This window comes from Streptomyces sp. NPDC001443 (assembly GCF_053597355.1).
In genome coordinates, this window is record NZ_JBSFIA010000022.1 from 111,928 (window position 1) to 135,013 (window position 23,086).

Sequence of the window (23,086 nt, forward strand, 5' to 3'; positions counted from 1 at the left end):
GCCACCCTAGCTGGCGTACCGTCAGATGTCTGCATCCTCGTCGGGTTCGTCCGGCTCGCCGGCCACCACCAGGCGCCGCACATGCTCCGCGATCTCCGTGCGGACCCGGGCCGGCAGCCCCGAGTCGGTCACCCAGGTGTCCACCTGGTCCAGCGCCGCGAACGAACTCAGGCCCACCGTGCCCCACTTGGTGTGGTCGGCGACCACGACGACGCGCCGCGCGGACTGCACCAGACGCCGGTTGGTCTCGGCCTCCGCCAGGTTCGGCGTCGACAGGCCCGCCTCGGCCGATATCCCGTGCACGCCGAGGAACAGCACATCGAAGTGGAGCGCCGCGATCGCCTGGTCGGCCACCGGACCGACGAGCGAGTCCGACGGTGTGCGCACCCCGCCGGTCAGCACCACCGTCGCCGCGCCCTGCCGCTGGCCCGAGGTGCGCTGCGCCACGTGGAAGACGTCCGCCACCCGCACCGAGTTCGTCACGACCGTGAGGTCGGGCACGTCCACCAGGCGGTGCGCCAGCGCGTACGTCGTCGTACCGCCCGACAGCGCGATCGCCGAGCCCGGGGCCACCAAGTCGGCGGCGGCGCGAGCGATGTCCTCCTTGGCGTTCAGCTCCAGGCCCGACTTGGCCTCGAAGCCCGGCTCGTGCGTGCTCGCCTCGGCCACCGGCACGGCCCCGCCGTGCACCTTCTCCACCACACCCTGCCGGGCCAGCGCGTCCAGGTCACGCCGTACCGTCATGTCCGACACGCCCAGCTTGCGGGTCAGTTCGTTGACCCGGACCCCGCCACGGCGTCGGACCTCGTCCAGGATCAGGGCGCGCCGCTGCTCCGCGAGGAGGTTCTGATTCTCACTCACGTACGCTCCGGTCCTTTCGCCTAGGCCGTCCGACAGGCCCGCATACATGCTCCGACAAGGACATTCGTCCCGTCCACGATGCGCGGGCGTCTCATCCTCGCATGTGGGCCCCGGGGGTGCGCCACCACCCGTACCGACGAGCACATGCCACGCAGAAGCGCGGAGCCGTCCCGTTCGTCACACGTATCGGGGAGATTCGGCGACGGGAGGTGTACGACACGCCCGGAGCGGAGATCCTTGAGGCCGCGCGGGGAGCTACGGAGAACTGCCGACGGTGCGTCACGGGGGAAGTGCGAACAGTGGAGCGTGCACGGGAGACAACACCGGACCGGTCACGGGAGCGCGCACCGGAACCCGCCCTGGAACTCCTGGTCCACGGGGTCGGCGGGGCCACGCCCGAGAAGATGCTGAACGACCCGCGCACCGTGCGGATCACCGGCGACGACACCGCGGCCGTGTACCGGCGGGCCGAGGACGTCGACGCCGAGCGCGGCCCCGGCGACCGCCGCCCCGGCCCGGTGCCCGAGGCCTACGTCTGGTCCAACCTCACCTCAGGCGACGGCACCCGCGCGCTGTGGCTGTTGCTGCTGCCGTTCATGGTGGTCAACCTCGCCCACTGGATGCGCCCCGGCGCCCGGGGCCGTCCGCGCGCGGTGCGCCTGTACGGGCTGCTGGTGCGCCTCGCCGCCCTCACCCTGACCGTGCTGCTGGTCGCGGCCGTCTGCGAGGTCGCCCTCGACCTCACGGCCTGGCAGTGCGCGGGCACCCCCGCCTGCGCCGCACGCCACTCCTGGCTGGGTTTCCTCGCCGCCACCGGCCCGGACGACGGCTGGTGGAGCCGCCCCGGCCGCAGACTCGCCCTCGCCGCCGTGCTCCCCGCCGCCCTCACCGCCCTGCTCTGGTACCTGTCCCACCGCACCTGGAGCGCGTACGAGTCCCAGCAGCCCCTCGTCCACGCCGCCGGACCCGAAACCGGCGCCGACCGCACCGCACTGGGCCGGCCCGGCTTCTGGTACGGACGCCGGCTGGTGGCCCGGCTGCGCGCGGCGCACACCGCGGCAGGTCTGCTCACGGTCGCCGCGGCGGTGGCCGCTCCGGCCGTCCGCTTCGACCGGCGGCCGGGCGGACCTGCCGCCCTGGACACGGTCGGCCGGCTCCTGGAGGCGGCCGTCGTGGCCGCGGCGGCCGCCGTGGTCTGGGTCGTCTGCCGCCGGGGCCGCAGCGAGCACCGCCTCGACCGGGCCCTCGACGGGCACCTCGTGCACCGGCTCCCGGCCGCCGCCCTCACCCTGCTCCTGCTCACCCTGGTGTACGCCGGCTGGGAACGCCCGCACTGGCGCTCGCACGGACGGCTGGCCGGCGACGCGGCCTTCGGCACCCTCGCCCTCGCCCAGGGCCTGATCGTCCTCGCGCTCGCCGCGGTCGCCCACGTCCTCCACCGCGGCGACCCCGCCCCGCGCACGGTGCTGCGCGGCCTGGCCGGACCCGCCGTGGCGCTGCTGGCCTGCGCCCTCGGCGGGGTGATGTCCGGCGGCGTGTCCCAGCGGGTCGCCGACTGGCTGGACGGCACCAAGACCTCGATCCCCGGACCGCCGGTCCTGCTGACCTGGCAGGCGTCCGTCATCCCCGGGCTGCTCGCGGTCCTGCTCGTGCTGTGCGGCGCACTGGCACGCGCCGCCTGGCGGCTGCGCCGGGCCGAACGGGCGGCCGTCGACCGCGACTACCCCGCGGAGACCAAGGACCCGGCCCGCACCCGCCGTATCGCCGGCGCCCGCGCGATGGCCTCCCTCACCGACCGGGCCCCCCTCGTCGTCGCCGTCACCGCGGGCACCACCCTGCTGCTGGGCACCGCGGCCCTCGTCGGCGCCCTGGGCACGGGGCGGACCCCGGCCGGCGCCGCCGACGGCACACCCGCATGGGTGCACGGCGCCGCCCAGGCCGCGCAGGCAATCGGCTCCTGGCTGATCGGACTGGGCTTCATCGTCTTCGTGACCTGGGGCCGGCGCGCCTACAAGGACGCCACCGCCCGGCGCACCATCGGCATCCTGTGGGACGTCGGCACGTTCTGGCCGCGCGCCGCCCACCCCTTCGCCCCGCCCTGCTACGCCGAGCGCGCCGTCCCCGACCTGACCTGGCGGATGGCCACCTGGACCCGCGACACGGGCGGTCGTCTGGTGATCTCCGGGCACTCGCAGGGCAGCGTGCTCGCGGCCGCCGCCCTCTGGCAGCTCAGGCCCTCAGAGCGCGGCCGGGTCGCCCTGCTGACCTACGGCTCCCCGCTCGAACGGCTCTACGGCCGCTGGTTCCCGGCCCACTTCGGACCGGGCGCGCTGAGCTCACTGCACCGGGAGGTGGCCTGCTGGCGCAACCTCCACCGTCTCACCGACCCCATCGGCGGTCCGGTGCGCCTGCCCGGCGACTGCGGCCCCGAGGTGGACCGGGCGCCGCTGAAGGACCCGATGGCGTACGGCCGCACCGACCGGCACCCGCTGCCCGCACCCGTCCTCGGCCACTCCGACTACCAGGCCGACCCGGTGTTCGCGCGGGAACGGCAGCGGCTGCTGGCCCGGTTGCGGCCGGACGTGCCGGGCCCGCGCCTCACCGGCGGCCCGCCTCAGGACGGTTCGGGCAGGTCCTCGGCGTAGAGCAGGGTCAGGTCGTCCTTGCTCGGCTCCGCGACCTGGGCGACCCGGCCCGCATGCCGCTCCACCATCGCCTCGAACGTCTGCCGGGCCGTACGGCCGTTGCCGAAGGCGGGGCCCTTGGGCAGGTCCGCGAAGTACTTCAGCAGGGCCTGCGCGGTGCCCGACGCCAACCGGTACTCGTGCTCCTCGGCCTGCTGCTCCACGATCCGCAGCAGTTCCCCGGGGCCGTAGTCGCTGAACGTGATGGTCCGGGAGAAGCGGGACGCCACACCGGGGTTGACCGACAGGAACCGCTCCATCTCGGCCGTGTACCCGGCGACGATCACCACGACCGCGTCCCGGTGGTCCTCCATCAGCTTCACCAGCGTGTCGATGGCCTCCTTGCCGAAGTCACGGCCGGAGTCCTCGGGGGAGAGCGCGTACGCCTCGTCGATGAACAGCACCCCGCCGCGCGCCCGTTCGAACGCCTCCTGGGTGCGGATCGCCGTGGAGCCGATGTGCTCGCCGACCAGGTCGACGCGGGACACCTCGACCAGATGCCCCCGCTCCAGCACGCCGAGGGAGGCGAGGATCTCGCCGTAGAGGCGGGCGACCGTCGTCTTCCCGGTGCCGGGGGAGCCGGTGAAGACGAGGTGACGCTTGACGGAGGCCGCCTTCAGCCCGGCCTCCCGGCGGCGCCTGCCCACCTCGATCATGTCGGTGAGAGCCCGGACCTCGCGCTTGACGCTGTCCAGGCCCACCAGCGCGTCGAGTTCACCGAGCACGGCCGTGGAGGTGCGCGTCCGCTGCTCCGGCGGCACGGCGGGGATCAGCGGTTCCTGCTCGGTGACCCGCTGGCCGGGGATGGCGCCGAGCAGTCCCGTGGACCGGGCCGCCGTCTCCTGCACGGTCTGCTCCGGCTCCGGTGACCGGGGCGCCCGTACCCCCGCGCTCTCGTCGCTCGTGCAGTCCTCGACGACCGGGCCCGAGCCGGGCGCGGAGTCCGGGCCGGCCTCCGCGAACTCGTACCCGCCGCGCGCGCAGCGCTCGGTACGGCACTTGCGCAGCGTCGTACGGCAGCCGTCGAGCACATGGAAGCCGTAGCCGGCGCTGCCGGTGACCCGGCAGCCCAGGAAGCTGCCCCGGCCGCCCGCCGAGACGTAGAACCCGGCCTCCGCGGGCGAGTCGACGGTGCACCGCTCGATGGTGGGGTCGGCGCCCTTGGTGACGATCACGCCGGTCTGGGTGCCGTCCACGGTGCAGTTGTTGAGGGTGCCGCCGCTGCCGTGGTCACGGAACCAGGCCCCGGTGGCCGCGTCCCGGATCCGGCAGTCGTCGAGCTGTGCGGTGGCCCCGTCGCTGACCGACACGGCGGTGTTGCGGACCTGGGAGAGGTCGCTGTCGACGACGTCCGCCCGCGAGCCGCGGTCCAGGACGAACAGCGCGTCCGGCACGTCGTGCACCCGGCAGGAGTCGAGGACCACGGTCGCGCCGTCGCTGACCCACACGGCCGGGTAGTCGCCGGTGCTGTCGAAGATCTCGCACTGGTTGGCGTCCACCCGCGTGCCCGGGTCCCACACCGACAGCCCGTTGCGGCCGAACCGGCGCACGGTCGTGCGGGTCAGCGTCAGCACCGAGCGGGAACGCAGGTCGACCGCGTTCTCGGGGATGTCGTGGATCCGGCAGTCGGCGAGCGTCACCACCGCGTCGGTGTCCAGGGTGACGCCGTCGGCCGTGGTGCGGTGCACATCGCAGTCCGTGAGGTGGGCGGTGGCCCGCGTGGTGACCTGCACACCGCTGCCCCGCACCTCGTAGACCTCGCAGCCCACCGCCTCCAGCGCGGAGTTGTCCCCGGTGACGCTCAGACCGGCACCCGAGGTGTGGTGCACCCGGCAGCGCTCCAGCCGTGGATGACCGGCCGCCCGCACCATCACCCCGGACTGGCCCGCGGCGACGACCTCGCAGTCCTCGAACACCCCGCCGCCGCCGTCGACCACGGCGATGCCGATGCCCGCCGGGTTGTCGACGGTGCAGCGCCGCACGGTGGGCCGGGCGCCGCCGCGCACCTCTATGCCGGCCGCGGACCGGGTGACGATCCGGACGTCGTGCAGCTCCGGCGCGCCGTCCTCGACCAGCAGCGCCGGTGCCGCCGCGTCCTGCCCCTCCACGTGCAGGTCCTGGACGACCGCCGACGCACGCACCGTCAGCGGCACTCCGTCCAGGGGCGCGAGCCGCACCGAGCCGGCCGACCCCTCGGGACCGCGCAGGGTCACCGCCCGCTCGACGACGAGGTTCTCCCGGTAGGTTCCCGGGGCGATGGTGAGGACGTCACCTTCGGCCGCGGCCTCCAGGGCCGCGGCGAGCGAGGCGTACTCGCCTGTGCGGCGCCGCCACCGCGAAGTACCGGTGTGCGTCACCTGGACCGTGCCCTGTGCCATGGCGTTGCCGTGCCCCCACCTCGTCGTACGCGGGTCGATGCCGAAGTATCGGCCGGTCCACCGTAGCGTGCGCACGCACGGTGGGTTGACCAGAGGCCGAAGGCGGCCGGGCGGACGCCGCGCCCTCAGCTCCCGGTGCCGGTGCGGCCCCAGTCCGGACCCGCCCGCTCCCAGGCCCGGTCCCAACGCGCGTACCGGCGGCGGACCATACGCCACAGGACGAGCCGTCTCATGCCCTCGACGAGACCGACGGTCAGCATGGCCGTGCCCAGTCCGGCGAGGACGGCGTGCGTCGTCGCCGTCACCGGGTCCAGCGGGCGGGCCACGAGGGTGCCGTGCGCGTCGGTCCACAGCGTGAAGTGGTCGCCGTGGCGCGGTGACTTGAGGGTCGTGACGACCGGGCCGTGGCGTGCGGTGCCGTCCGGCGCCCTCCAGTCGGCGGTCACCCGGCTGCGGCCGTCGCGCAGGGCGGAGACCTCCGGGTCGGCCTCCAGCGCGGAACGGGTCAGCCGGCGCACCACGGTGGCCGTCACCTCGTACCGCGAGGCGTGCTGCGAACGGACCGCCCGCTGGAGGGCGCCCTGGGCGGTACCACCGACGAGGAGACCGGCCACCGGCGCGACGACCAGGACGCACAGCAGGGCCACGAGAGCGAGCCAGGCCTCCACCAGGTCGGTCGCGCGCCGCAGCGGATTGTGCCGCCAACGCCAGAGCCCGCCGATCGCTCGCACCGTGACGCACCCCCTCACCGCTCCGTGTATCCCCGTGCGCGGCCGTTCACGCCTGGGTCCGGTCGAAGAGAGCGAAGTCACCTCCGGCCTGGGCCTTGCATGAACTGCTCGCGAAAAGCCCAACGAGCGCGTCCCGGCGCAGGGTTCCCGAACCGGGCCGGCATCCCTCGGTCCCGCGAGAAGTTGACGAACCGTCCGGGTGACCCGGCGGTCCGGTGGCCAGGCGGTCCGGTGGTCCGGTGGCCAGGCGGTGAGGCGGCCAGGCCTACGCCCGCCTCCGTGAGCGGTCCTCGCCGGAGCCGCTCAGCCGAGGACAGTGACCGGGTCGCCGACCCGGAGCGTGCCGGGGGACTCGGGCACCAGGTTCTGGCCGAAGATCAGGCCGCCGTCGATGCGGCGGTGCCGGCCCAGGGTGTGCAGCGGCTCCTTGCCGCGCCCGCCGGTGCTCTGGTCGGTGGTGGTCACGACGCAGCGCGCGCACTTCTTGGCGACCCGGAAGGTCACCTCGCCGACGGCGATGCGGTGCCATCCGTCCTCGGCCCACGCGGTGGTGCCTGACACCACGAGGTTCGGCCGGAAGCGGTTCATGGGCAGCGGGCCCTCGGCGGCGTGGCGGCCCTGCGCGATCAGCGTGTTGAGGGCGTCGAGGGAGGCGGTCGTGGTGACCAGCAGCGGGAAGCCGTCGGCGAAGGAGACCGTCTCCCCGGGCAGCGCGAAATCGGGGTCGACCGGGCGGCGCACGGCCGGGTCGTCCATGTGTACGAGACGCACGTCGGCGTCGAGGAAGGCGCTGCACCAGGCGTGGGCGGCGGAGCCGGCGAGCACGCCCTCCACCTTGTCGCGGAATATCTCGACCGGCACGGTCCCGGCCGGTTCCGGCTGAGGGACGGTCAGCGGTTCGAGGCCGGGCGCGGACAGCCGGACGCCGCCGGGCACGAGCTCGGCGGCGGCCTGTGCGAGGCGCGGCTGCTGGCGTTGTGTGACGACTTTTCCCCCGTCGTCGATCAGTACCCAGCGTCGGTCCCCGGCCAGCCCCCAGGGCTCCACGGCGGCTTCCCGGAGCGACAGGGCCCGGAACGCCTTGACCGGATGAACGTGGATCGACCGCAGGTCCGTTTTCTCCATGACTCCCATCGTGCCAGGTGACACGGGCGGGCCAGGGACGGATCAGTAGCCGCCGCGGTACTGCTGCTGGTTGCCGTACGGATCCTGGTAGGGAGCCGGAGCGGGCCGGGCGGCCGCGGGGCGCATCGCCTCGTAGCCCATGCCGGCCTGGGCCGGGCGGGGCTGCTGCGGCTGCGGACCGGGGTAGCCGCGGGGCGCCGCCTGCTGCGGGACGTACGCCGCGGGCGCCTGCTGCAGCGGGGAGGGCTGCTGCGCCTGCGGGTAGCCGTAGCTCGGCTGGGAGGGTGCCGGAGGCAGGGCGGGCAGGGCCGAGGGGAGCGCGGGCAGGTTGCTGCCCATCGACGGGAGGCTGCTGCCCATGTCGTACGCGGCGGGGACCCGGATCGGGGCGATCTGCGGAGTGCCCCGTTCGGCCACGAGCGAGTCGTAGATCGGGGTGTCCGGGAAGGAGGCGGAGTAGTAGCCGCCGCCATAGGTGGAGCGGGGGGAGGTCATGGCACATAAGTTAAGCCCACGATGTGCTGGTTGGGGAGACCGATAAGAGGGTTGTTTTCCGCGTCCGTAGTGACCTGGGATCCCCAATGCGAGCGAACATGGGAAAAAGGGGCACCAAGCATGGTGCCGATCGCGTAAAGCCCGAGTTCCGGAGGGGTTACCGGTGGTTGACCTCCCGGGTTTCCGCCTCTCCATGGGAGTTCGCCACCGCGCGGAATAGGTTGGTTCCGTAGACAACCCGATGGGGGCCGGGACCCGGCCCGGCGAGTGGGACGTGATGGGGGCGGACATGTCAATGTCGAAAGGATCCAATACGCCGGTGCCGACGACGGCACTGCGCGTCGAATTGGGCTGGGGATCCGGTCCCGGGGTACCGGACGCCGACGCCTCGGCGCTCCTGCTGGTCGGCGGCAAGGTCCGTTCCGACGGGGATTTCGTCTTCTACAACCAGCCCGTCCACTCCTCCGGCACCGTCCGGCACGAGGGGAAGCGCCAGGACGCCGGCGGCCGGGTGACCGACACCCTGTACATCGACCTCGCGCGCGTGGAGCCCGCCGTCGAGACCGTGGTCCTCGCCGCCTCCGCCGACGGCGGCACGTTCGGGCGGATCCCCGGTCTGTACATCGAGGTCCGGGACGCGGAGCGGGGGACGGTCCACGCACGTTTCGACAGCACGGGCGCGACCGTCGAGACGGCGTTCGTGCTGGGGGAGTTCTACCGCCGCCAGGGCGCCTGGAAGTTCCGTGCCGTCGGCCAGGGCTACGGCAGCGGGCTGGAGGGACTGGCGACGGACTTCGGCATCACCGTGGACGAACCGCAGCACCCGGCCCCGGCCGCCCCGGCCCCCGTCCCCCCGCAGCCGGCCCCCGCTCCCCGGGATCCCACCCTCGTCACCCCGCTGAACCCGTTCGGCGCGCCGCCCGCGGCCCCGCCCGTGCCCGTGGCCCCGCCGCCGACGGTCCCCCCGGTGACCGCGGCGCCTCCGCCGCCGGTCGCCCTGCCGGTGACCGTGCCGCCGCCGGCCCACCAGGCCCCGCCGCCCCCCGTCCAGCCGGTCCGGCTGTCCAAGGTCACCCTCACGAAGTCCACGCCGTCGGTCTCGCTGACCAAGCAGGGCGGCACCTCGGGCGTCATGCGCGTGAACCTCAACTGGGAGGTGCGCAAGCAGTTCTCGGGCTGGGGCAGCAAGCGCGGCCGGGCCGTCGCCATGCACGCGGACCTCGACCTCGACCTGTGTGCCCTGTTCGAACTCGCCGACGGCCGCAAAGGGGTCGTACAGGCACTCGGCAACGCGTTCGGAGCCCTGGACCGGCCGCCGTACATCCACCTCGACGGCGACGACCGCACCGGCGCCACGGCGAGCGGCGAGAACCTCACGATCAACCTCGACCACGCGCGCGACTTCCGGCGGATCCTCGTCTTCGTGACGATCTACGAGGGTGCCCGCTCCTTCGCGGACCTGCACGCGACGGTCACCCTCACCCCGCAGTACGGCGCCCCGATCGACTTCTCGCTCGACGAGTGCACCGTCCCCTCCACGGTGTGCGCGCTCGCCCTCATCACCAACAACGGCGGTGACCTGGTCGTCCAGCGCGAGGCCCGCTACCTGGTGCCCAGACGCGGAGTGAGCCCGCAGCGGACCGTCGACCAGACCTACGGATGGGGCATGGACTGGACGCCCGGCCGGAAGTAGGCGAGGCCGGTCCGGGGACGGGGACGGGGGCGGGGGCGGATCAGCCCTCGTCGGCGACGGCCTCGGGACGCGGGTAGGTGCGGCCCTTCCAGGCGGCACCCCGGCCCCGGTAGTGCTGCACCGCGGAATCGACCGTCATCAGCAGGTACAGGAAAGCGGTGAACGGCAGCAGCGGAGCCAGCCACCGCGACTGCCGGTAATAACGCAACATCGGTACGTACGTCCCGGCCATCACCAGCCAGGCCGTGCCGCCGAGGACGGCGGTCGCGGGGTCGCCCGCGGCCGCCCCCGCGACCAGGGTGACGGGCGGCGCCAGGTACACCAGCGCCAGTCCGCCGACCGTACCGGCCAGCAGCAGGAGGCTGTGGCGCAGTTGCGCGTAGGCGCTGCGCGAGACCATCCGCCACAGATCGCGCAGCCGCGGATAGGGGCGCACGCTGTCCACGCCGTCGGCCAGCCCGAGCCAGACCCGGCCACCGGTGCGCTTGACGGCCCGCGCGAGGGCGACGTCGTCGATGACGGCGTGCCGGATGGAGTCCGGGATCCGGGCCCGCTCCGCGGCCTCGGCGCTCAGCAGGACACAGCCGCCCGCCGCGGCCGCCGTCCCGGTCCTCCCCCTATTACTCCTGCTGATCCGGCGGAACGGATAGAGCTGGGCGAAGAAGTAGACGAAGGCGGGCACGACGAGCCGCTCCCACAGGCTCTCCACCCGCAGCCGCGCCATCTGCGAGACGACGTCGAAGCCTCCGGTGCGGGCGCCGGCCACCAGCCGGCGCAGACTGTCCGGCGCGTGGGCGATGTCGGCGTCCGTGAGCAGGAGGTACGCGGGCTCACGCGTGCGTGCCAGGGCGATGCCGTGCCGCACCGCCCAGAGCTTGCCGGTCCAGCCCGCGGGTGGTTCGCCCGGCGAATCCACCGTCAGCGGCAGCCCGCCGTGCCGTCGCGCCAGCTCGCGCGCCAGTTCCCCGGTCCCGTCCCGGCTGCCGTCGTCGACGAGGAAGATCTCCGCCCGTCCCGGGTAGTCCTGGGCGAGCAGCGACGGCAGGCTCGACGGCAGCATCGCGGCCTCGTCGCGCGCCGGTACGACGACACAGACGGGCGGCCACGTCCGCGGATCCCGCAGGGCGGGCAGCCGGACGTCCGTACGCCAGAAGAAGCCCTGGAAGAGCAGCAGCCACAGCCAGGAGGCGAGAGAAGCGGCGGCGATGCACGTGATGGCGCTCACCCGCGCAGTCTGCCCCACCGTAGGGGTGCGCAGCAGCCCATCGTCTATCGTGGCCGGGTGAAGATCGCGCTCATGGACTCCGGAATCGGCCTGCTGGCGGCCACCGCCGCGGTACGGCGCCTGCGGCCCGACGCGGATCTGGTCCTCTCCCTGGACCCCGACGGCATGCCCTGGGGGGCGCGCACCACGCAGGACCTCACCGGGCGCGCCGTGGCCGTCGCGGAGGCCGCCGCCGCGCACGGGCCGGACGCCCTCATCGTCGGCTGCAACACCGCCACCGTGCACGCGCTGGACACCCTGCGCACCCGTCTCGAACCAGGTGTCCCGGTCATCGGCACGGTCCCCGCGATCAAGCCGGCCGCCGCGGGCGGCGGCCCGGTCGCGATCTGGGCCACGCCCGCCACCACCGGCAGCCCCTATCAGCGGGGGCTCATCCGGGACTTCGCCGACGGTGTGGCCGTCGCCGAGGTGCCGTGCTGGGGACTGGCCGAGGCCGTGGAGCACGCCGACGAGGCGGCCATCGACGCCGCCGTCGCCGCGGCCGCCGCGCTGACCCCCGCGGACACCACGACCGTCGTACTCGGCTGCACCCACTACGAGCTGGTCGCCGACCGCATCCGCGCCGCCGTGCAGCGCCCCGGTCTCCCGCCGCTCGTCCTGCACGGCTCGGCCGGTGCCGTGGCCGCGCAGGCCCTGCGCCGCATCGGTGGGGTCCCCGCCCCCGGGGCGCCGGCGGTCGGCTCCGTGACGGTGCTGCTCAGCGGTCGCGAGGGCACGCTGCCCAAGCCCGCGCTGGCGTACGCCGAGGGGCGGCTGTTGCAGGTGGCCAGCCCCGCCTCGTGACGGACGAGCCGGTCTCGTGACGGACGGACGCCCTCGCTCCACCACCTCCCCCGGTCGGCGGAGTCAACCTGCGCGACGCAGTACCCGCGCGGTGAAACCTGAGTAACCTCATTGCCATGAGGGACCACCCCCAGGACGTGGACACCCCGCACCCGGACATCTGGACCGGGCGCGCCACCAACCGCTTCCAGTGGCTGCTGGCGCTCGGCGGTGCCGCCTGCATGGCGCTCGGCATCGAACTGGCCGTCGACTCCGCGTGGACCTCCGGGACGGCCGCGCTCGCCGCGGCCGTGATCGGCTGCATCGCGGCCGGTCTGCTCGTCCTCTTCGGCACCCTCGCCTTCGTGCACGTCGACCTGAAGCTCGACAGGGAGTCCCTGGAGGTGCGGTGCGGTCACATCGGAGTGCCGCGCCGCCGCATCCCGCTGGCGCAGGTGGCCGGCGCCGACTTCGCCCCGCTCGTCACCCCGCGCCACTGGGGCGGCTGGGGTTACCGCTGGCGGCCCGAGAAGGGCACCGCGGTCGTCGTGCGCCGGGGCGAGGGCGTGGTGCTGCGGCTGTGGGACGGGCACACCTTCACGATCACCGTGGACGACGCCGAAGCGGCCGTACGGGTCATCCGGGACCGGCTGCGCTCCAACGCGCACGGCCCGCTGCACTGAGGACGCGCGCGACCACCGGGACCGGTGCGCCGGGCACGCGACCCGGTCACGCGGCCGGCCGCTCACCCCGCGCGCGTACCCCCGATTCCTTCGACTCGGCCGACTCGTTCGGCTCATCCGCCTCATCCGCCTCGTCCGCCGTGGGCTCGTGGGCCAGCGGCCGTGCCGTGGCCAGCCCGGCCAGGAGCCCCGCGCCGACCGACACCGCGGTGAAGCTCAGCGCGTCGCCCACCGAGGCGATGGCCGCGAGCGCCGTCAGCGCCGCACCCGCGGTCAGTACGACGGGCGTGGGACGCGGCGCGCGCCACAGCGCGCCCAGCATCCAGCAGTAGGCGGCCGCGAGCAGGGCCACGCCGACCACACCCTGCTCGGCGGCCAGCTGCAACGGCGCCGAGTGCGGCTTCCCGTCGGACGGCGTCGCGGCGGCCGCCGTCGCGCTGAGGTCGCCGAAGCGTCCCGGGCCCACGCCCAGGGCGCGCTCCCGGCCCGCCAGCCCCAGGGCGTCGTGCCACAGCTCGATCCGATGCGTCGTCAGCCCGCCCTCCAGGGCCGAGGCGAGCCCGTCCGGCAGCGCGCTCCCGGCGACCGCCCAGGTCAGGCCGGCGACCACGGCGGCGGCCAGGGCCAGGACCGCGATGCCGGCACCCCGGCGCGTCCGGCCCGCGGCGAGCGAGCACAACAGCACCACGACGCAGGCGGCCGCGCCGACGACCGAGCCGCGGACGGCCGCGGTCACGGTGATCCCGGCGGCCAGCAGACATGCCGCCAGCCGAGGGACCGGGGCGGTCGCGGCCCAGGCGGCGCAGCACGCGGCGCCGACCGAGAGGGTCAGCAGGGCCGCGGTCGCCCCGGCGGGTCCGAGCGGCGCGACGATCTGCGGTCCGGGCGCGAGATGCGGCACGGTCAAGGTCAGGACCAGCCCGGCCAGCGCCCCGGCGCAGGGTGCCACAACCGGCAGCAGCGCCCCGAAGATCCGCCCGGCGGCATGGCCCGCCGCCACGGCGAGCACCGCGAGCAGCACCCCTTCCGGGCGGCCGTCGTGCGCGGCCGCCGTCATCAGGGACCAGGCGGCGCAGGCCCCGAGCACCACGACGCCCACCCCGTCGGAGGCGTCGCGTCTCTCGCCGTCCGCCGCCGGTCCGGCAGCGGACGCCCTCCCCGTGAACTCCACCCGGTCCCCCCGCACCCGGCCGCCCCCGACCCGTGACAGTCCCGTCGCCCGGCCCCCGCCGCGCGACCGCCTCCGCGCCGACCGTGACCGGCCCCGCGGCGGAGACTTCGGTCACCGTAACGGCTGATGGACGGTTTGTGGATGAGCTGTGCGGCGCCCCGCAGGAACGTTGCCGCAAGGGGTACGAGCGCTGCCCCGCGCGGCCGCTCGCGGACCGGGTCCGGGCCGGTCCCGCATCCGGCCCGTATTGTCGACGCCGAGGTCAGCGGCCGTACACTCCCGGGGTGACCGTGACCGCAACCTCAGTAGGCCAGTCGGACCAGCTGGAACCCCCGGCCGCGCCCGCAGCGCGCGGCCGTCGGCTCCTGCGCCTCGTCCCGGCCGTCGCCGCGGCGCTCTCCGGAGTGCTGCTCTATGTCAGCTTCCCCCCACGCACCCTGTGGTGGCTGGCCCTGCCGGCCTTCGCCGTCTTCGGCTGGGTGCTGCGCGACCGGACCTGGAAGGCGGCGCTGGGCCTCGGCTACCTCTTCGGCCTCGGCTTCCTGCTGCCGCTGCTGGTGTGGACCGGTGTCGAGGTCGGCCCCGGCCCCTGGCTCGCCCTGGTCGCGATCGAGGCCCTGTTCGTCGGACTGGTGGGCGTGGGCGTCGCCGCGGTGTCCAGGCTGCCCGCCTGGCCGGTGTGGGCGGCAGCGCTGTGGATCGCCGGTGAGGCGGTACGCGCGCGGGTGCCCTTCCGCGGCTTCCCCTGGGGCAAGATCGCGTTCGGGCAGGCGGACGGCGTCTTCCTGCCGCTCGCGGCCGTCGGCGGCACCCCGGTGCTCGGCTTCGCGGTCGTGCTGTGCGGCTTCGGCCTGTGCGAGGCCGTCCGGCTGGCCGTCGCGGCACGCGGCGCCCGTACCGTGCGGCGCTCGGCCGCCACCGTGGCCCTGCTGAGCATGGCCGTGCCGGTGGCGGCCGCGGTGGCCGCCCGCCCGCTGGTCAGCGACAAGGCCGAGGACGGCACGGCGACCGTCGCCGTCATCCAGGGCAACGTCCCGCGGCTCGGCCTGGAGTTCAACGCCCAGCGCCGCGCCGTGCTCGACTACCACGCGCGCGAGACGGAGCGGCTGGCCGCCGAGGTCGAGGCGGGCAAGGTGCCCCGGCCCGACTTCGTGCTGTGGCCGGAGAACTCCTCCGACATCGACCCGCTCGCCAACCCCGACGCGGCCGCCGTCATCGAGACGGCGGCGAAGCGGATCGGCGCGCCGATCTCGGTCGGCGGCGTCGTCGAGCGGGACGGCAAGCTCTTCAACGAGCAGATCCTCTGGGACCCGGAGAAGGGCCCGCTGGACGCGTACGACAAGCGGCAGATCCAGCCGTTCGGCGAGTACCTCCCGCTGCGGTCGCTCATCGGCGCCATCAACAAGGACTGGACGGGCATGATCCGCCAGGACTTCAGCCGCGGCAGCAAGCCGGGCGTGTTCGACATGGACGGCTCCAAGGTCGGACTCGCCACCTGCTACGAGGCGGCCTTCGACTGGGCCGTGCGCGACACCGTCACCCACGGCGCCCAGATGATCTCCGTGCCGAGCAACAACGCCACCTTCGACCGCAGCGAGATGACCTACCAGCAGCTCGCCATGTCCCGGGTGCGCGCCGTCGAGCACAGCCGCACCGTCACCGTCCCGGTGACCAGCGGGGTCAGCGCGGTCATCATGCCGGACGGGAAGATCGCCCGGAAGACCGGCATGTTCGTGGCCGACTCACTGGTGCAGAAGGTGCCGCTGCGCTCCTCCGAGACGCCCGCCACCCGGCTGGGCATCCTGCCCGAGATCGCCCTCGTCCTCGTGGCGGCCGGCGGACTCGGCTGGGCCGTCGCCGCCGGTGTGCGCGGCCGACGCGCCGGTGGCGTGTAGCCGTACGCCTGCCGAACGCCCTCCGTGGGCGACACGGAGCCATGGGGCCGACCCGCTAGGGTCGGCCCCATGGCTACTCCTGACTTCATCCGCGAGCTGCGGGCCTCCGCCGGACAGCAACTGCTCTGGCTGCCCGGAGTGACCGCCCTCGTCTTCGACGACGCGGGCAGAGTGCTGCTGGGCCGCCGCTCCGACACCGGCAGATGGTCCGTCATCGGCGGTATCCCGGAGCCCGGGGAGCAGCCCGCCGCGTGCGCCGTGCGGGAGGTCGAGGAGGAGACCGCGGTGCGCTGCGTCGTCGAGCGGGTCGTCCTGGTCCAGGCGCTGACGCCGGTCACGTACGTCAACGGGGACGTGTGCCAGTACATGGACATCACCTTCCGCTGCCGTGCCGTCGGCGGGGAGGCCCGGGTGAACGACGACGAGTCGCTCGACGTGGGCTGGTTCGAGGTGGACGCGCTGCCCGCCCTGGAGGAGTTCGCGATGCACCGGATCAAGCAGGCGCTGTCCGACGGGCCGACCTGGTTCGACCCCGCCGGTTCCCTCTGAGCGGTGGGAATACCGAAGCACCCCATATGGACAAACCCCATGAGTGTGCTCTGAAGTGTGGGTCGTGAGCACATGGGGTGGGGTGGGGCTGCTGCCTAGGGTCGGGGCATGACCGCGCCCAGTGCCCTCTCCGTTCCGCCCCCCGTCCCGCTCGACCTCGACGGTCGCACCGCCCTGGTCACCGGCGCCGCCGGCGGCATCGGCAGCGCCTGCGTCCTGCGACTGGCCGCCGCCGGAGCCAAGGTGAGAGCGGTCGACCGGGACGCCCGGGGCCTGGAGACACTCGCCGAACGAGCCGTGGGCCTGCCGGGCGGCGTCGAACCGCGGGTCCTCGACCTCACCGACCTGGACACCGCCGAACTCGCCGCCGCGGGCACCGACATCCTGGTCAACAACGCCGGGATGCAACTGGTACGGCCCATCGAGGAATTCCCGCCGGACGTCTTCCACACCGTGCTCACCGTGATGCTGGAGGCACCGTTCCGGCTCATCCGCGGCGCCCTGCCCCATATGTACGGACAGGGCTGGGGCCGCATCGTCAACGTGTCCTCGGTGCACGGGCTGCGGGCCTCGCCCTACAAGGCCGCCTACGTCGCCGCCAAACACGGCCTGGAGGGGCTGTCCAAGACGGCCGCACTCGAAGGCGCCGCGCACGGCGTCACCTCGAACTGCGTGAACCCCGCCTATGTGCGCACCCCCCTGGTCGAGAAGCAGCTCAGTGATCAGTCGAGGGCGCACGGGATCTCCGAGGAGCGCGTGCTGTCCGAGGTGCTCCTGAAGGACAGCGCGGTCAAACGGCTCATCGAACCGGCGGAGGTCGCCGAGGCGATGGCCTATCTGTGCAGCCCGGCGGCGTCGTTCGTGACCGGCACGTCCCTGGTGCTGGACGGTGGCTGGACCGCACACTGAGCCGGTCCGCGCCGCCGGGCGCCGGAGTTGTCCACAGGCCTGACGCCGCGGGCGCGCGATGGGGGATCCTGTGACCATGTCCCGCGATCATGTGCAGTCGGCCGAGCGTTCCGCCCGCGCGGCCGAGCCCTCGTCCCACGCGGCCGAGGCGCCGTTCCTGGAGCTCCTGGCCCGGGGCGCGGCCGTCGACGCCTACGAGGAGCCGGTGCTGCTGGCCCGCGCGGCGGCGGAGCCGGCCGCACGGATCGCCGCACTCGAACACGCCAAGCTGCTCGCCCTGCGCGTGCGCTCGGAGCTGGAGGGACGACGGCGGCGCGAGGCCGAGCTGTCCGCGCTCTTCGAGACCGCGCACGACCTGGCCGGGCTCCGGGACCTCGACGCCGTCCTCCCGGCGATCGTCCAGCGCGCCCGGTCGCTGCTCGGCACGGACGTCGCCTACCTCAGCCTCCACGACCCGGCCCGGGGCGACACCTACATGCGGGTGACCGAGGGCTCGGTCGCGGCCCGCTTCCAGCAGCTGCGCCTGGGAATGGGCGAGGGTCTCGGCGGCCTCGTCGCGCAGACGGCCCGCCCCTACGTCACCGACGACTACTTCCGGGACGGCCGGTTCCAGCACACCACCACGATCGACGCGGGCGTCCAGGACGAGGGCCTGGTCGCCATCCTCGGCGTACCCCTGATGCTGGGACCGCAGGTCATCGGGGTGCTCTTCGCCGCGGACCGCCGGGCCAGGGTCTTCGAGCGGGAGCAGATCGCGCTGCTCGGCTCCTTCGCCGCCCTCGCCGCGGCCGCCATCGACACCGCCAACCTGCTCACCGAGACCCGCTCCGCCCTGGCCGGCCTGGAGCGGGCCAACGAGATCATCCAGGACCGCAGCGCGGTCATCGAACGCGCCTCCGACATCCACGACCGGCTCGCCGAACTCGTCCTGCGCGGCGGCGGGGTGCACGACGTGGCCGCAGCCGTCGCCGAGGTCCTCGACGGCACGGTCGAGTTCACCGAGTCCGCCGACACCCGGGCCCCGGCCCTGGAGGCGTCCCGCGCCGAAGGACACGCCGTACGGCACGGCACGGACTGGATCGCCGCCGTGACCGCCGGCGGCGAACTGCTCGGCGCCCTGGTGCTGCGCGGCCACCCGGACCTCGACCCGGTCGACCAGCGCACCCTGGAACGCGCGGCGATGGTCACCTCCCTGCTGCTGCTCGCCAGACGCTCTGCCGCCGAGGCCGAGCAACGGGTGCGCGGCGAACTCCTCGACGACCTGCTGGACGCCCGTGACCGCGACCCGCGCCTGTTGCGTGAACGCGCCACGCGGCTGCACGCCGACCTCGACGCCACCCATGTCGTGCTCGCCGCTCGCCTCGACGGCCCCGCGGCCGACGCCGACCAGGAGGCGGCCGCCCGTCGGCGCCTGTGGTCGGCGGCCTCGCACCTCGCCGCCACCCGGCACGGGCTGGCCGCCGCCCGCGACGGCGGCACCGTACTGCTGCTGCCTCTCGTCCGCGGCGACAGCGTCACCGACCTTGCCCGGCGCACCGCCCGGCACCTGGGCACGGCCGTCCACGAGGCGGTCACCGTCGGCGCCTCCGCCGCGGTGGACGACCTTGCCGCGCGCCCGGACGCCGTGGCCGCGGCCTACGTGGAGGCACGACGGTGTCTCGACGCCCTCCGGCTGCTGGGCCGCACCGGAGACGGCGCGGCCGCCGACGACTTCGGGTTCCTCGGCCTGCTCCTGGCCGGCGACCGGGACATAGCCGGCTTCGTCGACCGCACCGTCGGCCGGGTGGTGGCGTACGACGAGCGCCGTGGCACCGATCTGCTGCACACCCTCGACGCGTACTTCGCCTGCGGGATGAGCCCGGCCCGTACCAAGGACGAGCTGCACGTCCATGTGAACACGGTCGCCCAACGCCTGGAGCGCGTCGGCCGGCTGCTCGGCGACGACTGGCAGAGCCCGGCCCGCGTCCTGGAGATCCAGCTCGCCCTGCGCCTGCACCGGCTGTCGGCGGCGTGACGCCCCCGACCCCGCACGCGGGCGCGCACGGGGTCGGGGAGCGGGCGAGAACCGGCGGCTCAGTGGCTCAGGCGATGCGCGCGTCCGCCGCCGGAGCCGAAGCGCCCTCGGACCCGGCCTCGGCCGAGACGTCCGCGAGGTCGCGCAGCCGCGTCTCCTTCGCCGCCAGAACAGCGACCACCGTGAGGACGGCCGCGGCGATCACGTACAGGGCGATCGGAGTGGAGCTGTCGTAGTCGGACAGCAGCGCGGTGGCGATCAGCGGCGCCGGCGCGCCCGCGGCGACGGAGGCGAACTGGGCGCCGATGGAGGCACCGGAGTAACGCATCCGGGTCGCGAACATCTCCGAGAAGAACGCGGCCTGCGGCGCGTACATCGCCCCGTGCAGCACCAGACCCACCGTCACCGCGAGGACCAGGCTGCCGAATCCACCGGTGTCGATGAGCGAGAAGAACGGGAACATCCACAGTCCGACCCCGACCGCACCCAGCAGGTACACCGGCCGGCGGCCCACCCGGTCCGACAGCGCGCCCCACGCCGGGATCACCGCGAAGTGCACGGCCGACGCGATCAGCACCGCGTTGAGCGCGGTCTGCTTGGAGACACCGGCCGAGGTGGTGGCGTAGACGAGGATGAAGGCGGTGATGACGTAGTAGCTGATGTTCTCCGCCATGCGCGCGCCCATCGCCACCAGGATGTCGCGCCAGTGGTGCCGCAGCACCGACACCAGCGGCAGCCGCTCGGCCGCCTCGGCACCGGTGGCCTTGCGCGCCTCGGCCCGGGCCAGCGCCTCCTTGAAGACCGGCGACTCGTCGACGGACAGCCGGATCCACAGACCGACGACCACCAGCACCCCGGACAGCAGGAACGGGATGCGCCAGCCCCAGCTGCCGAACGCGTCGTCCGACAGCACGGCGGTCAGCAGCGACAGGACTCCGGTCGCGAGGAGCTGTCCCGCGGGCGCCCCGGTCTGCGGCCAGGAGGCCCAGAACCCGCGCCGCCGCGCGTCGCCGTGCTCGGACACCAGCAGCACGGCGCCGCCCCACTCACCGCCCAGCGCGAACCCCTGCACCAGGCGCAACGCGGTCAGCAGCACCGGGGCGGCCGCCCCGACACTGGCGTGCGTCGGCAGCAGCCCGATCGCGAAGGTGGCCCCGCCCATCAGCAGCAGGCTCAGCACCAGCAGCTTCTTGCGGCCGAGCCGGTCGCCGTAGTGCCCGAACACCAGCGCGCCCAGCGGCCGGGCGGCGAACCCGACGGCGTACGTCAGGAACGACAGCAGGGTGCCGACCAGCGGATCGGAGTCGGGAAAGAACAGCTTGTTGAAGACGAGCGCGGCGGCGGAGCCGTAGAGGAAGAAGTCGTACCACTCGATGGTGGTGCCGATGAGGCTGGCGGCGACGATGCGCTTGAGGTTGCCGGGTGTCGGGGGAGCGGATGCTGCTGAGGCCATGTGCGCCACTTCCTCGTGTGCGGTGGGGACGGGTACGTGTCGGCACACCGTAGAAACAGGCCGTTCAGGCGCACATGTGGTGGGACAACACAGTTCGGGGGTTGACTGTGCGTGCAGCCCCCATGCCGACCGGTGTCCGCTCGCAGAAGGGCGGTTCAGGGACTCGAAGCCGCTCGAAACGCGCAGTGCCGGGACGCGTAGTTCGGGGTGATTTGACGGTGCGGTGCCGACTCCCGTGCTGGTTCGGTGCTGACCAAAAGCCCACGCCGTCAATCCTGTCCACCCCTCCCGCGCTGACTTGGCGCTGACTGCACTCCGTTGAACTCGGTCAACTTGGGGCTGATCGGTTCGGATCCGTGGCGTGGTACGCGCCGGAGGTCATGTCCGGGTCTGATGCAGGTTCGGGTGACAGGTTGACCTGGCCCACGGTTTGGGTTCCGGCTGCGGCGGCTGGCCGGCGGCGTGGATGGTGTCTTGTGCGGAGAGCAGTTCGTACTCGATGGGGGTGCGGTAGCCCAGTGCTGAATGCCTTCTCCGGCGGTTGTAGAAGATCTCGATGAACTCGAAGACCGCGTTGGCCGGTTCGACCCGGGTATTCCAGCGTTCGCGGTTGAGCAGCTCGATCTGCACGGAGGACCAGAGCGACTCCGTCATCGCGTTGTCCAGGCCGTCCCCGACGGTGCCGAAGGACGGCAGGAGGCCGGCGGAGCGGATCTTTTCCCCGAAGACCCAGGAGGTGAACTGGGTGCCGTGATCGGCGTGAACGATCCCGCCCGGCTCGGGGCGGCGGTTGCGGATGGCCATGTCCAGCGCGTTTACCACGAGGGTGGCGTCCTGCCGTGAGCCGATGGACCAGCCCACGATCCTGCGGCTGAACGCATCCAGGACCGCCGCGCAGTAGACCCACCCTCCCCTGGCGCGGTGCTGCGTGATGTCGCGGCTCCGGCATGCCGTTTGAGGACACGACGGCAACTGCACGCCGCGACGGAGAGCGCGTAGGCCTCAAGGAGTCATGTCCTCCTCGCCGCCCTCGGGGATGGGCAGGAGGAACATGAAGGTGGCAGGGCTGCTGTGCGTCACGGAGAGCCGTCCGCCGAGCGAGATGGCCAGGTCCCGGGCGAGAGCCAGACCGATGCCCGCTCCCGGGCCGCCGCCGGAATGCCCGCGGTCGAACAACCGTGCCGGATCCTCGGCGATGCTGCCCTCGTCGCTCACGTCGACGGCGAGGGCGCTGCCCAGATCACGTACCCGGATCCGGACGGTGCCGCGCCCGTGGACTCTGGCGTTGTCGAGCAGAATGCCCAGCACTTCGGACACGGGGCCGGCCGGGATCCGTACATCCGCGGGCAGATCATCGGCAGCGCTCACCAAGCGTCGGCCGTCCCGGGCGAAGAGCCCGTGCCATCTGTCGGCCGTCTCCCGGATCAGCTGTTGCGCCGCCATGTGCGTGGCAGCCGAGTGGACCCGGCCCTGCGAGCGGGACAGGCGCAGAAGTTCCTCCACCGTGTGGTGCAGACGCTCGGTGGTGGCCAGCGCCTCGGCCAGGACCGGCCGCAGACGGGACGCGTCGTCCTGGCCGAGCCCTTCCTCCAGCGCGAGTTGCAGTCCTGCGAGCGGGGTGCGCAGCTGATGGGATGCGTTGCTCGTGAAATCGTGTTCGTGGCGCAGGAGTTCGGACAGGCTGTCCAGCATCTCGTTGTGGGTGCGAGCGACCTGGTCGATCTCGGCGATGCTGCTGGACGCGGCCCGCTGGGACAGGTCGCCCTCGGCGACGGCCCGGCAGTGCCGGGAGAGCTTCTCCAGCGGCGCAGCCAGCACCCGTGCCTGACGACGGGCGACGAGCACCGCGATGCAGACCGCCAGCACAGCCACGCCCAGCAGGACGCCCCACGCCGCGAGGACTCGGCGCTGCACAGTGCCCGCATGCGACGACGCCCGGACGACTCCGATCACCTGCTCGGCGTGCGAGACCGGAACGGCGACGACGATCTGCCCGCCCGTCTCGCTGCGGACCAGCCCACCGCCCAGGGCACGGTCAACCGGAGCGTCACCGGTCTTCGGACCGCTGCCCGCCCGAAGCCGGGCCCGCGGGTCGTACAGGCCCAAACGCCCGCCCGGCGGGGCATGGGGCAGTTCGACGGGATCGCCGGTGACGTAATCGGGGCTGACACGCACCGCAGCCGCCAGGGCCACTCGCTCCAGAGCGTCGCGCTGCGCCGTGTACAGGGACGACCGGATGACCAAAGCCAACGGGACGGCAAGAAGGATCACGGCGACCAGTGCGGCGGTGAGCGCTACTCGCACCACTCGCTGTCTCATGCCTTCATGATGCGGGCCCGCCACCTGGTCCGACGCGACGCGGCGCCGCTTTTGCCGTCGTCTAACCCTCGCCGGGCCG

Annotated in this window: 17 protein-coding genes and 1 pseudogene; 8 read left to right on the forward strand and 10 right to left on the reverse strand. The window is 73.6% G+C overall.

Annotation, left to right across the window (positions count from 1 at the left end; genetic code table 11):
* Positions 1–21: 21 nt before the first annotated feature.
* Positions 22–861, reverse strand: a complete 840-nt coding sequence (locus tag ACWC24_RS23090; RefSeq protein WP_450664744.1) for a DeoR/GlpR family DNA-binding transcription regulator — start codon at positions 859–861, stop codon at positions 22–24.
* Between the two features lie 404 nt (positions 862–1,265).
* Between ACWC24_RS23090 and ACWC24_RS23095 the strand changes: the two genes are divergently transcribed.
* Positions 1,266–3,506, forward strand: coding sequence for a hypothetical protein (locus tag ACWC24_RS23095; RefSeq protein ID WP_450664770.1), 2,241 nt, complete (start codon positions 1,266–1,268; stop codon positions 3,504–3,506).
* Here ACWC24_RS23095 and ACWC24_RS23100 read toward each other — a convergent pair.
* The 4 genes from ACWC24_RS23100 to ACWC24_RS23115 form a co-directional block, all read right to left on the reverse strand.
* Positions 3,476–5,923, reverse strand: a complete 2,448-nt coding sequence (locus ACWC24_RS23100) for a right-handed parallel beta-helix repeat-containing protein (RefSeq protein WP_450664771.1) — start codon at positions 5,921–5,923, stop codon at positions 3,476–3,478. The two genes, ACWC24_RS23095 and ACWC24_RS23100, sit on opposite strands and share 31 nt — an antisense overlap.
* Before the next feature lie 125 nt (positions 5,924–6,048).
* A complete protein-coding gene (locus tag ACWC24_RS23105) occupies positions 6,049–6,654 on the reverse strand; it encodes an Rv1733c family protein (protein ID WP_450664745.1) in 606 nt (201 codons plus the stop codon).
* A 303-nt stretch (positions 6,655–6,957) separates the two neighbouring features.
* Positions 6,958–7,779 carry an MOSC domain-containing protein gene (locus ACWC24_RS23110; RefSeq protein WP_450664746.1) on the reverse strand — a complete coding sequence of 274 codons (822 nt, stop codon included), beginning with the start codon at positions 7,777–7,779 and terminating at the stop codon, positions 6,958–6,960.
* Between the two features lie 42 nt (positions 7,780–7,821).
* Entirely contained in the window at positions 7,822–8,274 is a 453-nt protein-coding gene (locus ACWC24_RS23115) for a DUF6643 family protein (RefSeq protein ID WP_450664747.1), read from the reverse strand.
* A 295-nt stretch (positions 8,275–8,569) separates the two neighbouring features.
* Between ACWC24_RS23115 and ACWC24_RS23120 the strand changes: the two genes are divergently transcribed.
* Complete coding sequence (locus tag ACWC24_RS23120; RefSeq protein WP_450664748.1) at positions 8,570–9,967, forward strand: TerD family protein; 1,398 nt, start codon at positions 8,570–8,572, stop codon at positions 9,965–9,967.
* Between the two features lie 40 nt (positions 9,968–10,007).
* Here the strand turns inward: ACWC24_RS23120 and ACWC24_RS23125 are convergent, their stop codons facing one another.
* Entirely contained in the window at positions 10,008–11,210 is a 1,203-nt protein-coding gene (locus tag ACWC24_RS23125; protein ID WP_450664749.1) for a glycosyltransferase, read from the reverse strand.
* A gap of 39 nt (positions 11,211–11,249) precedes the next feature.
* Here ACWC24_RS23125 and ACWC24_RS23130 point away from each other — a divergent pair, with 39 nt between their 5' ends.
* Positions 11,250–12,035 carry a glutamate racemase gene (locus ACWC24_RS23130; protein WP_450664750.1) on the forward strand — a complete coding sequence of 262 codons (786 nt, stop codon included), beginning with the start codon at positions 11,250–11,252 and terminating at the stop codon, positions 12,033–12,035.
* Positions 12,036–12,151: 116 nt separating this feature from the next.
* Complete coding sequence (locus ACWC24_RS23135; RefSeq protein ID WP_450664751.1) at positions 12,152–12,697, forward strand: hypothetical protein; 546 nt, start codon at positions 12,152–12,154, stop codon at positions 12,695–12,697.
* Between the two features lie 46 nt (positions 12,698–12,743).
* Here the strand turns inward: ACWC24_RS23135 and ACWC24_RS23140 are convergent, their stop codons facing one another.
* The gene (locus tag ACWC24_RS23140; protein WP_450664772.1) at positions 12,744–13,754 is read right to left on the reverse strand and encodes an O-antigen ligase family protein; all 1,011 of its coding nucleotides are present in this window, start codon (positions 13,752–13,754) and stop codon (positions 12,744–12,746) included.
* Positions 13,755–14,152: 398 nt separating this feature from the next.
* On the opposite strand from ACWC24_RS23140, the gene lnt reads away from it, so the two are divergent.
* The 4 genes from lnt (at position 14,153) to ACWC24_RS23160 (ending at position 19,235) form a co-directional block, all read left to right on the forward strand.
* Positions 14,153–15,763, forward strand: a complete 1,611-nt coding sequence (gene lnt / locus ACWC24_RS23145; protein ID WP_450664752.1) for an apolipoprotein N-acyltransferase — start codon at positions 14,153–14,155, stop codon at positions 15,761–15,763.
* Positions 15,764–15,832: 69 nt separating this feature from the next.
* Complete coding sequence (locus tag ACWC24_RS23150; protein WP_450664753.1) at positions 15,833–16,312, forward strand: NUDIX hydrolase; 480 nt, start codon at positions 15,833–15,835, stop codon at positions 16,310–16,312.
* 108 nt (positions 16,313–16,420) lie between these two features.
* On the forward strand, positions 16,421–17,221 hold the full coding sequence (locus ACWC24_RS23155) for a 3-hydroxybutyrate dehydrogenase (RefSeq protein WP_450664754.1): 801 nt from the start codon (positions 16,421–16,423) through the stop codon (positions 17,219–17,221).
* Positions 17,222–17,297: 76 nt separating this feature from the next.
* Positions 17,298–19,235, forward strand: coding sequence for a helix-turn-helix domain-containing protein (locus ACWC24_RS23160; protein WP_450664755.1), 1,938 nt, complete (start codon positions 17,298–17,300; stop codon positions 19,233–19,235).
* Positions 19,236–19,302: 67 nt separating this feature from the next.
* Here the strand turns inward: ACWC24_RS23160 and ACWC24_RS23165 are convergent, their stop codons facing one another.
* The 3 genes and pseudogenes from ACWC24_RS23165 to ACWC24_RS23175 form a co-directional block, all read right to left on the reverse strand.
* Positions 19,303–20,688, reverse strand: coding sequence for an MFS transporter (locus ACWC24_RS23165; protein WP_450664756.1), 1,386 nt, complete (start codon positions 20,686–20,688; stop codon positions 19,303–19,305).
* A 486-nt stretch (positions 20,689–21,174) separates the two neighbouring features.
* A pseudogene (locus ACWC24_RS23170) lies at positions 21,175–21,624 on the reverse strand (IS3 family transposase); the annotation flags it as partial.
* Between the two features lie 66 nt (positions 21,625–21,690).
* Positions 21,691–23,007, reverse strand: a complete 1,317-nt coding sequence (locus tag ACWC24_RS23175; protein ID WP_450664757.1) for a HAMP domain-containing protein — start codon at positions 23,005–23,007, stop codon at positions 21,691–21,693.
* Positions 23,008–23,086 lie beyond the last annotated feature (79 nt).

Coding starts and splice junctions, on each gene's coding strand:
- ACWC24_RS23095 (WP_450664770.1), top strand. CDS start 1,266: ATGCTGAACGACCCGCGCACCGTGCGGATCACCGGCGACGACACCGCG.
- ACWC24_RS23100 (WP_450664771.1), bottom strand. CDS start 5,923: ATGGCACAGGGCACGGTCCAGGTGACGCACACCGGTACTTCGCGGTGG.
- ACWC24_RS23110 (WP_450664746.1), bottom strand. CDS start 7,779: ATGGAGAAAACGGACCTGCGGTCGATCCACGTTCATCCGGTCAAGGCG.
- ACWC24_RS23115 (WP_450664747.1), bottom strand. CDS start 8,274: ATGACCTCCCCCCGCTCCACCTATGGCGGCGGCTACTACTCCGCCTCC.
- ACWC24_RS23120 (WP_450664748.1), top strand. CDS start 8,570: ATGTCGAAAGGATCCAATACGCCGGTGCCGACGACGGCACTGCGCGTC.
- ACWC24_RS23135 (WP_450664751.1), top strand. CDS start 12,152: ATGAGGGACCACCCCCAGGACGTGGACACCCCGCACCCGGACATCTGG.
- ACWC24_RS23140 (WP_450664772.1), bottom strand. CDS start 13,754: ATGACGGCGGCCGCGCACGACGGCCGCCCGGAAGGGGTGCTGCTCGCG.
- ACWC24_RS23150 (WP_450664753.1), top strand. CDS start 15,833: ATGGCTACTCCTGACTTCATCCGCGAGCTGCGGGCCTCCGCCGGACAG.
- ACWC24_RS23155 (WP_450664754.1), top strand. CDS start 16,421: ATGACCGCGCCCAGTGCCCTCTCCGTTCCGCCCCCCGTCCCGCTCGAC.
- ACWC24_RS23160 (WP_450664755.1), top strand. CDS start 17,298: ATGTCCCGCGATCATGTGCAGTCGGCCGAGCGTTCCGCCCGCGCGGCC.
- ACWC24_RS23165 (WP_450664756.1), bottom strand. CDS start 20,688: ATGGCCTCAGCAGCATCCGCTCCCCCGACACCCGGCAACCTCAAGCGC.
- ACWC24_RS23175 (WP_450664757.1), bottom strand. CDS start 23,007: ATGAGACAGCGAGTGGTGCGAGTAGCGCTCACCGCCGCACTGGTCGCC.